The sequence below is a fragment of the Oryzomonas sagensis genome (genome assembly GCF_008802355.1).
Classification (GTDB): domain Bacteria; phylum Desulfobacterota; class Desulfuromonadia; order Geobacterales; family Pseudopelobacteraceae; genus Oryzomonas; species Oryzomonas sagensis.
Genome location: NZ_VZRA01000009.1, coordinates 1 through 12,035, shown reverse-complemented (window position 1 = coordinate 12,035; position 12,035 = coordinate 1). Strand labels below are relative to the sequence as shown.

The 12,035-nt window shown below is 57.0% G+C and carries 9 protein-coding genes and 1 pseudogene; 8 read left to right on the top strand and 2 right to left on the bottom strand.

Annotated features, from left to right (window positions below; genetic code table 11):
* Positions 1 to 53: 53 nt before the first annotated feature.
* Both F6V30_RS16375 and F6V30_RS16370 read right to left on the bottom strand, forming a co-directional pair.
* Positions 54 to 524 carry a MarR family winged helix-turn-helix transcriptional regulator gene (locus F6V30_RS16375; protein ID WP_151158238.1) on the bottom strand — a complete coding sequence of 157 codons (471 nt, stop codon included), beginning with the start codon at positions 522 to 524 and terminating at the stop codon, positions 54 to 56.
* 370 nt (positions 525 to 894) lie between these two features.
* Positions 895 to 1,155 (bottom strand): hypothetical protein, encoded by a 261-nt coding sequence (locus F6V30_RS16370; protein ID WP_151158236.1) that lies wholly within the window; start codon positions 1,153 to 1,155, stop codon positions 895 to 897.
* A gap of 348 nt (positions 1,156 to 1,503) precedes the next feature.
* On the opposite strand from F6V30_RS16370, the gene topA reads away from it, so the two are divergent.
* From topA to F6V30_RS16330, 8 genes and pseudogenes are all read left to right on the top strand, one after another.
* Positions 1,504 to 3,381 (top strand): type I DNA topoisomerase, encoded by a 1,878-nt coding sequence (gene topA / locus F6V30_RS16365; protein ID WP_151158234.1) that lies wholly within the window; start codon positions 1,504 to 1,506, stop codon positions 3,379 to 3,381.
* Entirely contained in the window at positions 3,378 to 5,819 is a 2,442-nt protein-coding gene (locus F6V30_RS16360) for an ATP-dependent DNA helicase (RefSeq protein WP_246163593.1), read from the top strand. The genes topA and F6V30_RS16360 overlap by 4 nt, the downstream gene beginning before the upstream one ends.
* A gap of 340 nt (positions 5,820 to 6,159) precedes the next feature.
* The gene (locus F6V30_RS16355; RefSeq protein WP_151158232.1) at positions 6,160 to 6,375 is read left to right on the top strand and encodes a hypothetical protein; all 216 of its coding nucleotides are present in this window, start codon (positions 6,160 to 6,162) and stop codon (positions 6,373 to 6,375) included.
* 239 nt (positions 6,376 to 6,614) lie between these two features.
* A complete protein-coding gene (locus tag F6V30_RS16350) occupies positions 6,615 to 6,806 on the top strand; it encodes a hypothetical protein (RefSeq protein WP_151158230.1) in 192 nt (63 codons plus the stop codon).
* A 120-nt stretch (positions 6,807 to 6,926) separates the two neighbouring features.
* The gene (locus F6V30_RS16345; RefSeq protein WP_151158228.1) at positions 6,927 to 7,421 is read left to right on the top strand and encodes a DUF2127 domain-containing protein; all 495 of its coding nucleotides are present in this window, start codon (positions 6,927 to 6,929) and stop codon (positions 7,419 to 7,421) included.
* 82 nt (positions 7,422 to 7,503) lie between these two features.
* On the top strand, positions 7,504 to 8,193 hold the full coding sequence (locus F6V30_RS16340; RefSeq protein WP_218043344.1) for a VIT1/CCC1 transporter family protein: 690 nt from the start codon (positions 7,504 to 7,506) through the stop codon (positions 8,191 to 8,193).
* Positions 8,194 to 8,436: 243 nt separating this feature from the next.
* Positions 8,437 to 10,278 carry a transporter substrate-binding domain-containing protein gene (locus F6V30_RS16335; protein WP_151158224.1) on the top strand — a complete coding sequence of 614 codons (1,842 nt, stop codon included), beginning with the start codon at positions 8,437 to 8,439 and terminating at the stop codon, positions 10,276 to 10,278.
* 1,212 nt (positions 10,279 to 11,490) lie between these two features.
* A pseudogene (locus tag F6V30_RS16330) lies at positions 11,491 to 12,035 on the top strand (hypothetical protein); the annotation flags it as partial.

The window sequence follows — 12,035 nt, the reverse complement described above, 5'->3', positions numbered from 1 at the left end:
GGCTCCGCGCAGAACCGCGCGAATCCTCATGGATGTGGTTGTGGTCCCGCCGCTCATGCCGCATCCTCCGGTTTCTCTGTCCAGGTCCTGTTGAGCCCGTCGCAGATGCGATCGATCACGTTGAGGGCGATTGCCAACTCCTCTTCGCTGATACCGGCGAATATCTGGCGGCGGATAATGGCGGCCGCCGCTTCCACCTTCTCGACCAGTAGGCGTCCGCTCGGGGTAAGGGACAGGAGCTTGGCGCGCCGGTCGTCGCCATCGGGCACGCGCTTGATCAGCCCGCCATTATCGAGAGCGTCGATCAGTCGGACCAGGGTGGAACATTCGATACCGACCACCTCCGCCAGATCCTTTTGCCGCAGCGGCTCGTTCCGCGCAATGTGCAGCAGGGGAAGCCACGTCGCTTCGGTGAGCCCGAACGGTTGCAGCCGCTCGTCCACGGCCCTGCGCCATTGCCGTGAGGCATAACCGAGCCTGGCGCCAAAACGTATGCTGTTGTCCTGCCTTGTTTGTTCGTCCATAGAGTCCTCTGGGGTAATAAATATTTCGTATCAGATTAATTTGAATCAGAAGTATTTGTCAAGCGGTAAACCGGGAGGATGAGGCCGGGGCATACGCAAAGCCCTGAAACCGGGAGAACGGACGGCCTGCTGGGGGAGGGTGACGACCTGGAGGGGGAGGGGCGCACCATAACGGACCTGACGGCAAAAAGGCGGCCCCTTGGAACTGAGCTTCCCAAGGGGCCTGGTGATCTAAACACAACTGAAGGAGGAGATCACAGTATGGTACGGTGTGTTGGTGAAGTCAACGAAAACGGCAGCTTGCATAATGTATCCTTACTTGTGGGTGATTTCTCCACCTTCCCGTCCCGTATCTTCACGGGTTGGGACCTCAGATGTCCTCGTCAGACGTGTCCAGAAAGGTCATAATCGAATTGAACATCGAAGAGGGGGTCTCTTGCTGCCCCTTCCTGGAGTCGAAGGTATTTTCCCAGCCATACCCCTGCAAATCCACCGCAACCACCATCCCGTTGCCACGCGTGTCAATCAGAGGGGTTATGAATTTCACCACCCGGTGTCCCGTTTTCCGGTTGAAGAAGTTGTGCTCTTCCTCGATGTGCCTGATCAGTTCCACCAGTTGATTGATTGTCATTGTATTGGCCTTTTGTTCCGATTTCATGGACGGCATGTGCCGTAAACCGGACTCACCGCTGGTAACTATGCACCGGATTTGTTGCCCGTCCCGCTCCCCTCTGGAAACAGGCGGCTTGGACCCTTGATCACATGAATTATATATCATTATCATGCGCCAACAATAAAGGCGACGTTTCTTTCACGATTTCTGGCTCCGTCCATTGGAAACGGCCGCCTGTGGCGTGCTGTCTCCGGGTGCGAAGGGGAGGAAACTCGCACGGCATTCGTAACGTGACGTGAAATATGGTATAGAGATTATCCTCCCCTAGCGGTGGAGTGACTCGAATCAAATTTTACAGGTTTTATTATGCTGCTCGTCATTGAATCGCCAAACAAGATAAAGAAGATCAAATCCTATATCAACGCGCAGATACTCGCCACCGTCGGCCATTTCAAAGACCTGCCGACCGACGCCATGGGCGTGGACCTGGATACCTATGCGCCGACGTTTATCCTGGACAAGGGCAAGGCTGACCGGATCAGGCAGATCAAAACGGCCGCCAAGGGACAGGACGTGTATATCGCCACCGACCCGGACCGTGAAGGGTATGCCATCGGGACCCATGTCTTCGACGAGGTTCGGAAGATCGCCCGGTCGATCCATCGCCTGGAGATCCACGAGATCACCCAAAAGGGTATCGATGAGGCCATGAAAAAGTCGATCCCGTGGGAGAACACCAACTCCGGCCTGTACGATGCCTTTCTGGGGCGCCGGGTGGGTGACCGGGTCGTGGGGTATATCCTTTCCCCCATCGCCAGCAATGCCCTCAAGGGGAGGTTTTCGGTCGGCCGGGTGCAGGCCCCGGCGGTCCGCCTCTGTGTGGAACGGGAACGGGAAATCCGCACCTTCAACCCGGAGCCCTTCTATGTCGTCTCGATCACGCTGCAAAAGGATGAGGTCGCCTTCGCGGCCAAGCACAGGGGGGGCAATCTGACGGATAAGGCCAAGGCCGAGGCGATTCTCCTGGCGGTGACCGCCGCCCGGACCGCCGACATCCTCAAGGTGGAAACCAAGGAGACCCGGCAGAACCCCAAGGCCCCGTTTACCACCGTGGATATGCAGGCGGCGGCATCCTCGCAGCTCAAGATCTCCCCGGAGATAGCGATGCGATTGGCCCAGCAGCTCTTCGAGGCGGGCCTGATCAGCTACCACCGTACCGATTCCGTCCGCATCGCCGACGAATTCATCGCCGATATCAGAAACCATGTGGGCCGCTCCCTGGGGCCGTCGTACCTCCCCAAAGCCCCGAACTCCTATAAGTCCAAAAACAGCCAGGCCGAGGCCCACGAGGCGATCAGGCCGACCCATATGCACCCAACCGGCGACATCCACGGGGTCGTCTCGAAGGAGGGGCTGGGGGCGGACCACGAGAAGCTCTATACCCTTATCTACCGGCGCACCGTGGCCTCCCAGATGGCGGCGGCGGTCTATGACTCGACGACCGTGGAGATCGGCTGCGCCGGGGAACCGTTCCGGGCCACCGGCAGGGTGATGAAGTTCGACGGCTTTCTGAAGGTCTACAGCGAGGTCAGGGAGGGTGACAAGGACGACGAGGATGATAACCAGAGGCTCCCCCCCCTGGTGACCGGGGAGACGGTGGAGAAGACCGGCCAGAAGCTGGACGAGAAGCAGACCAAGCCGCCGGGCCGCTATTCCGAGGCGACCCTGGTCAAGGCGCTGGAGAAGCACGGCATCGGCAGGCCTTCCACCTATGCCTCGATCATGGGGACGATCAAGGCCAGAAACTACATTGTGGTCAAGAAGGGGAAGATCCACGCCACGGACGTGGCCGAACGGCTTTTCGATTTCCTGGCCAAGGATCACCCCTGGATCATCGACCTGGAACTTACCAGGAAGATGGAGTCGTACCTGGACAAGGTGGAGGGGGGCGACGCCTCCTGGGTCACCTTCGTCAAGGGGGTGCACTCCAAGATGAAGTTTGCCCGGCCGCCCCAGAGGGCGGCTGCCGGTCCCGGCGGCGTCTATCCCCCATCCCCGGCGCAGTTGAAATTCGGCACCGACCTGGCCAAAAAGCACGACAGGGAGATCCCCAAGGATGCGCTGGAATCGTCACGGGCCATGTCGGCGTTTATCGACGGGCTGCTGGGGAAAACGGCCCCGGGCGACGCCGGCACGGTCAAGGCCCCGGCCACGAAGAAGACCCGGGGGAGGAGCGGGAAGTGACGAAGCTGATCGCCATGCCGCTTAGGGATTTTGCCCTGCCCGCCCCGCGGACCGGCAGCATCGAAACCCATTCGGGCTACGGCCGCCAGGCCGCCGAGGGGCAGGAGATCCATGTCCGGGTGCAGAGGCAGCGGGTAAAGGCCGACCCGGCCTATCAGGCCGAGGTGCCGATCAGCGGCCTGTTCGAGAGGGAAGGGTACGCATTTCGGGTCGATGGCCGGATGGACGGGATCTTCCGTCACGAGGTGCCGAAGATCGAGGAGATCAAGAGCACTTTCAACATCCGGGAGTTGGCGCAGCATCTGGCTGCTGGTCCCATGGATCATCCCTACTGCCTGCAACTGTTGACCTACGGGTACTGCTACTGGCGGGAACACCAGGTTGTTCCCGCTCTCTCCTTCCATCTGGTCTCCACCCGCAGCGGCGATTCGGACGACCTCGATCTGCTCCTCGATCCGGTCCGGTACGAACAGTGGCTCGACCGCCGCCTTGACGAACTGGTCGTCGACGCGCAGCGGGCGGAGAAGCGCGCCGCCCGGCGGAGAAAGGCCGCCGCCTCGTTCACCTTTCCCTTTGCCAACCCCCGCCCCGGCCAGATCGAGCTCATGGCGACCATCGAGCGGTTCATGGCGGAGAAGCGCCCCATGCTCATCCAGGCCCCCACGGGCCTCGGAAAGACCGTCGGCGTGCTGTATCCCGTAGCGAAGGAGGCCCTGAGCCGGGGACAGAGGGTCGTGTACGTCACGCCGAAAAACAGCCAGCACTCCGTGGCCGAGGACGCCGTCACCCGCTTCCAGGAAGCGGGGGCAAAGCTGAAATCCCTCTCCATCACCGCCAAGGGGAAGATCTGCTTCATGAACGAGCCGCTGTGCAATCCCGACTACTGCGAGTATGCCAGGGACTACTACGGGAAGGTCTATGGGGAGGGGCTGCTCGATATACTGGCACGGAAGAGGAAGCTGAAGGCTCGCACCTTTCGCGACCTGGGGGAGCAGTACCGGGTCTGTCCGTTCGAGTTGCAACTGGATAGTGCCCGCGAGGCGGACATCATCATCTGCGATTACAACTACGTGTTCGCCCCGCGCTCGGCATTGGGCCGCATGGCGGACATCGGCGTCGATCAGACCGGCAAGCCCAACCTGGTGATCGACGAAGCCCACAACCTTCCGGCGCGGGCCATGGATTACTATTCGCCGGCGCTCTCGTCCGTGGTGCTGGAAAATATGCGTGGCGAGATACAGGCGGTGGCCCCACGCTTTCGCCACGAGGCCGAGGAACTTCTTGACGGTTGCCTGCAGGCTGTCGCTGCCTGTCATGCGCCCGGTGTCACCAGGCCGCAGCGGATCGATCCACCCACGGACCTGTTTTTCACGATGCACTCCCGGCTCAGCGCCTTTCTCTCCCGCTACCTGGATTCGGGCGTGGAGATACCCCGCCAGGACGTGATTCTGCGGCTCTGTCACTATTGGGGCGAATTCACGGAAACCCTGGAGTTCATCGGCCATCCCGATCGGCAGGAATTTTTCACCACCTTTCACCCCCATGGGACCGGCGGCACGGTGAAGATAACCTGTTGCGACGCCTCGGCAATGCTGGAGGATTGCTATGCCGACTACGAGCAGGTGGTGGGGTTCTCGGCGACCCTGAAACCCTTTGACTATTATGTGCGCCTTTCCGGCCTGAAGGGGGACCGGGTGAGGACGGCGGAATTTGCCAGCCCGTTTCCGAAAGAGCGGCGCAAGCTCCTGATCATCCCCCAGATATCCACCCGTTACAGCCACCGCGAACGCAACTACGCCAAAATTGCCGAGGCGGTCCGGAGGGTGGCGGCGCTGCGCAAGGGCAACTATTTCGTCTTTCTGCCGAGCTTTGAGTTTCTGGAGCGGGTGGCCGCTCTCTTCCAACCGCCGGCAGGCTTTGTGGCGGTGTGTCAGGAGCGGGGCATGAAGGCTGCCGGCATAGAGGCGGTCGTCGAGAATCTCCGCAGCCAAGGCACGCCGACAATCGTCTTTGCCGTGCAGGGCGGTTCCTTCTCCGAAGGGATGGACTACGCGGGGGAGACGATTATCGGGGCCTTTGTGGTGGGGCCGCCGTTGCCCACCTATGATCTGGAACGGGAACAGATGCGGTCGTATTACCAGCAAAAATACGCTGCCGGCTTTGAATATGCCTACACGATACCCGCCATGGCCAAGGCGATCCAGGCCGCCGGCAGGGTCATCCGCTCCGAGACGGACCGGGGGCTTATCGTCCTGATGGATAGACGGTTTCTGGAGCCTGGTTTCAGTCAGGCGATGCCGGCCGACTGGTTCACTGCGGATGTTGCCGAGGCCGTCTCGGGCAGTATTTTGCGTGACGTCGCCGATTTTTGGGGTACAGAGCCCGGGGAGGCGGTGGTAGCGCCGCCAGCTTCGTCTCGAAGCCGGGACAGGGAGTAGCGGGCGGGGCAGGGCGGGATTAAACGGCGGTTGACCTGGCTAAATGTTGCCGTGGCGCTATGGCACGTGAGGCAACGGTTTATCGGTTTATTTTCTATTTACACAAATGATTTATGCTCGTATATTTCCGATAGAAAGCAATGCGTGCCCACCCTTCAGCACGTTTTTATGGGGAACCATCGTTTTAAAATCTGAATATCTCGTTTGCAACGGACGTTCGCCCCGCGAATCGGAATGGAGGGCGCCTGTCATGCGGGATGGTACCGTGCCGGTAATCTGATTTGAAACGGTGCGATATCCGCTTGAAGGTACATTTTTAGCGTCACATGGAGGAAGACGTATGCCTGGTTCCTACACCACTTCTGCTGTACTGGCTGATTCTGCACTGGATACGCTGAAACGTGCCTATGAGGCCCGCCAATCCCCTGATGTCGGCTCTCTGATCCTGAAGGCCTATGACGCGATTAAAGACCTGAAGGATGAGATGGGCTCCTACGATTTTGCGGATGCTGCGTATGATCCCCATGAGATGAACGAGTCGAACTCAGCGATATAGCCCCGGTGAATGGCCGGAATTGCCCGATATAATCGCCCCCTGCCGTCTCTTCTCCGGCAGCGGGTTTTTATTTTCCGGTCAGAGAAAAACGCTTGCCCGGATGCGGCTGCCGTCACCAACACGACCTGATCAGCTTTGACCTCTCCGTGTATACGTTGCTTGACTAATCACACTTTTCTATTACTTTTTAACAATGATCAGGAGGACTGCCGTGAAGACCCTCGCGTGGGGGGGACAAGATGCAGAACATTATCATCTGGGCAAACGAGAACACTCTGGAGCGCATTGTCAATGTGGATGGCACGGTCGTGTGCACCCAGAGATTGCGGATTTCCGATAGGGAACGTTGCGAGGCGGTAATGACGAAACTCTGGCGGCAGTTGCTGAAGGAACAGAAGCAGGGCAAGCCGGGGCCGAAACGCCGATCATGACGGACATGCCCCGCGGGGAACTTGACCTAAAACCGGGATGCCCCCGGTTTTCTCGTTTCATTCGACCGGCTGCAACGCCGTTGCCATGCCGCCGTCTACGCCGAACACGTGAAAAAATACATGCACAATAATGCCGAAAACCCTGCAAAGCTTGGCGGACTTCGTGTCGTAGCGCTCTTCGAGGGGGCCAAGGGGATGATCGTCCTGTTGACCGGTTTGGGGATACTGGCGTTCATTCACGAAGATGTCCATCAGGTTGCCGAGCAACTCGTTCGACACTTGCATATCAATCCTGCCCGCCACTATCCACAAATCTTCATCGATGCGGCTACCCACGTGACGGATCTGCAACTCTGGGGGCTTGCCCTTTCTGCGTTATGTTACGCAATTGTGCGTTTCGTGGAGGCGGTGGGCCTTTGGAAACGGATGCCGTGGGCGGAGTGGTTCGGTTTGCTGACCGGCGGGATGTACATACCTGTCGAACTGTTTGAAGTCATGCGCGGGATGACGTGGCCCAAGATGACCGTGTTGGTTGTGAACCTGGGGGTTGTGGGATACCTGGCCTATGCTTTGTTGAGGTCGCGGCGGAAAGCCCCCCCGTTATTGTCTCCTTAAAGGCTCAATTCATTCGTTTCGCTGTCCGGAGGTTGGAACATATGATCGTTGTCTTCAGGATGATTGCAGGTGCCGGATGTCAATGACCGCCCAGGGGGAAAAACATTTTACCGCATCCGATACGGTACGCGATATTGTCATAGGCATGTCGGATGGTTTGACGGTTCCGTTCGCGCTTGCGGCGGGGTTGTCGGGGGCCGTTGATTCCACGGGCCTCATTATAATCGCAGGTCTCGCCGAGATCGCGGCGGGTGCGATTGCCATGGGGCTGGGGGGATATCTGGCGGCGCGGACCGATGCGGAACATTTTGCGGCCGAATTGGCCCGTGAAGAGCGCGAGACGCACGAAGTCCCCGAAAGCGAGGCGAACGAGGTCGCCCAGATTTTCCGCGGTTATGGGCTTCCTGAGGATACGGTGACGGCTGTTGTGGGGGCGATCAGCTCCGACCGCACCCGATGGGTTGACTTTATGATGAAGTTTGAATTGGGGCTCGAAGAGCCGGACCCCCGCCGGGCGCGAAGCAGCGCCCTGACCATCGCCCTCTCGTATGTTACGGGCGGCCTGGTGCCGTTGGCCCCCTATTTCTTTTTGCACTCCGTGCATGCGGCTTTGGTCGGTTCCATGGTCGTCACGCTGCTGGCCCTGTTTGTGTTTGGTTTTGTCAAGGGACACTTTACCACGAACCGGCCGGTGCGGAGTGCCTGGCAAACGGTCCTTGTCGGAGGAATCGCGGCGGCGGCGGCGTTTGGCATAGCAAAACTCATTGGATAGACCGGCTGCCGGTTTGCGGAAGTTTTCAACCATGGTTGGCGCTTCCACGATCTTCAGCTTTTTACGCCTGTGCTCATCCCGCATCCCAGCCTCCGCCGAAGGTGTCTCCGAAGCCGATGCCGCCTTGGAACGGTTTTCATGGGTGACCTGGATTTATCGCATACTCCCTTGCAATCCGGCGTCTGCGAGGTATAACACTTAAACACCATACTACGTATTGAGCCGACCTCTTAAGGACACATCATGCTGGCGACGACGAACCGGATGAAGACTCGCATAACAGTGATCGTTCTCACGGTCGCGGCACTCGGTATGGCCTTTGCCGCCCGCGCAGAGGACCTCGCCCCTCCACCGGTGGCGTCGGACACGATCGTTGCCGCAATCCCGCCCGATTTTCCGCCGACCTATTCCCAGGACCGCCAGACCGGAAAGCCGGTCGGCTTTGCCGTTGATGTCATGAACGAGATCGCCCGTCGGGCCGGCTTGAAGGTGGTCTATGTGTTCGGGCAGCAGTGGGATGAGGTCGAACATCTGGTTTTGAGCGGCAAGGCGGACCTGATCCCGAACCTGCTCGTTGACGATGCGCGGAGCAAATTGTTCACCTTTACGGAGCCGGTGGAATCGGTGCCGGTTCATTTGACGGTCCGCAGCCACGAATCGCGCTTTTACGGCATTATCCCGGGTATCAAGATCGGCGTAATCAAGGAAAGCGTCGGAGAACACTACCTTAAAGGCGTCCCTGACATAACCATCAATACCTATCCCAACCTGCATTCCCTGATCTTCGAGCTTCTCTCGGGACAGATCGATGCTGCCTTGACGGCGACGCCGAATATAATGAAGCTTGCCAACGAGGCGGGCGTGGGCGACAAGATAAAAACAGTCGGAGAGCCGGTCATCGACGGGAAGCGGGCCATGGCGCTGCGCAAGGGGAATCTGGTCCTTGCGGCCCGTCTCAACAAGGTTCTCGAGGGGTTTGTCGGTTCGCCCGAATACCAGGCACTGTATCGGAAATGGTGGGGTACGCCGGAGCCGTATTGGAATGCCCGGCGGGTTGCCGGAACCACAGGGGCGACGCTTGCCCTGGTGGTTCTGGTGATGGGAGGGTGGCGGTACTATTCCATCAAACGTCTTAATGCGCGGCTTACGGAAAGCATGGCCAAGCTGGAAAAGGCCCAAAAGACCCTTCAGGAACAGGCGGGCTTACTGGAGGAAGAGATAGCCGAACGGCATCTGGCAGAGGTGAACCTGGCGGTCAAACAACAGCAGCTTGAGGAGGTCAATCGCTCTCTTGAGGATCGCATCGCCACGACGCTGAAGGAACTCCGGGAGAAGGACCAGCTGCTCATCCAGCAGGGGCGTTTTGCCGCAATGGGGGAAATGATCAGCAATATATCGCACCAGTGGCGCCAACCGCTTAATAATGTAGGCCTGATTATCCAGAATTTGCAGGAAATGTCGGAACATGGCGAACTCAATAAGGAAATTCTAAATCATGAAGTCAAGGTGGCCATGGATGTCATCCTGTTCATGTCGAATACCATTGACGATTTTCGCTTCTTTTTCAGGCCGGATAAGGAAAAAAGCGAGTTCATCGTCAACAAGGTCATTGAGAGGACCATCAAATTCATGTCGCCGGCCCTTCGGAACTACGGCATCACCATCGCATTCGACGCAGAGCAGAATGTCTGTGTTGTGGGATACCCCAACGAGTATTCCCAGATGTTGATCAATATCATTAATAATGCCAAGGATGTACTGCTGGAACGGAAGACCCCCAAGCCGCGTATCACCATACGCGTTTTCCGCGATAATGCGCTTGCGGTTGCAACCATTGCGGATAACGCCGGCGGCATAGCTGGCGATGTGCTGCCCAAGGTGTTCGACCCGTATTTTACGACCAAGGAGCCGGGCAAAGGTACCGGAATCGGCCTTTACATGTCCAAGGTCATAGCGGAGAAGAATATGGAGGGCAGGCTGATAGCCCGAAATCTGGCCGATGGTGCTGAGTTCAGGATCGAGATGCCCCTACGCGGCCCACTGCAGGTATCCGCCCATGGGGGCGCGTTTCAACCCGCCTCATGAGGTCGCGCTTTCCAGTATCCCGATGGTAATAATCCCGCCATTGCAATAATGCACCAGGCATGGCAGGGGCAAGTAATCCGCAGTTTGGTCGCTCGAGGCCGGACGCTTGTCCACGCCTCGAGCATAGGGCTTTCAGAAATTTGACGCCTCCTCCCATCGTTTTTCTTCCGTTTATTGCTCTTTCTGTCGTTTTTCCCGGTTTTTCATACGGTTGTTTGCGATTTGTGACGTTTATTCAGCGGGTTAGATAACGTGCTGTTCTTATTAAATATTGAAAAATTTTCGTTGAATTTTTCATAAATTGTGCAAAAAAAAGAGTGAAAAAATTTGACGTTTGAAAACTTGCAGGTAGAATGTTACCTATAGTCACTAAAGAAAGAGGGAAAGTTGCTATAATTTTAAATGGTTTGGCCAATCATCAGCACCCGGGGGCAGCTAAAATCGTTGTTATGAAAAATAGAATATAATCATAGTGATTTCATCTTGTTATCTGTTAGTGTCATGTTGTTGACATCGCTGCTGATAGAATGATTGACGATTACACTGCTGGGCAGAGATTACATCTTCTCATTGAGGAACCTCCCCTGTGTATTGTTATTTGCAAATGAACTTGCATATGTACCGAATGCTCCTCTTCCCGCCTTTTCTGGCGCCTTTTTTTCTATTCTCGTTTTCTTCCCTGAATCATTACCATTACGGCAATTCCTGCTGCGGCCACAGCAACGCCGGCCACTACTTCGTCGAGAGCCCTTTTAAAAAAATCGAGCAGATCACGACGGTTCAACAAACGGCAAAAAGCCATCCCACCGGCCCCCCATCCACAGATTCCATTTTCTTGAAAACTGTTTTTCGCGTTACAGAGCCACGCCGTCTCGTTGCCGGATATACTCTGAGGCCCTGCGGTGCAACGGCGTACCAATCGCCGGCATTATTTCCCAACCGAGTCTCTCCTGTCATTGGAGCCTGATATTTTTAAAGTGGTTGGCAACCACTGGCCCATAGAGCGCACAAATTTTATTGTTTACTCACAATGTACCTGTTGAAAAGCGGAATGGAGAGTCCTCGGGCAATTGGGAATAATGCTGTTTCTTGGTTGGTACATGTTTTTGCGTTTTCACAAGATGTACCCCAAAGAGGGGCGAAAGGTGGTGAAGAAGCGCAATGACTTCGCTTGGTTTTCAAGATTTGAGATTACATGAAAGGAGGTTTCTGATGACATGTAAAAGATTATTCTGCCTGTTGGCCTGTTCAGCGGTTGTGTTTGGCTCGACCGCTGCGTGGTCGGCGGAGATTCACGGCAGAAGCTCGACCCAGTTTGGCTGGTTCAACGACATCTTTACCGGCAACAAACAGGCCGAATTCGGAGAGTATCTCAACCTGTCGGTCACCCAGATCGACAAAGAAGGCAAGCTGTCATTCCAGGGATACGGCCGTGTCACCGAAGACATCCGCAACGGTGAGGGTATCAACGGTCGGCTCTACTACCTGTACGGCGACTACAGCAACCTGTTCGACAAGGTGGACATTCGCCTCGGTCGGCAATTCGTCAACTACGCGGCGGGTTCTGCCCTGATCGACGGTGGCAAGATCGACCTGAAGAATGTCGGTCCAGTTGCCTTCTCGGTGATGGGCGGCCGCAACGTCTACTTCGACCTGAATGGCGAGGCGACCCGGGACCACGACTTCGCCTTCGGCGTTGCCGCGTACCTGAACGGGTACAAAAACACCGACGCCGAAGTCAGCTACTTCATGAAGCT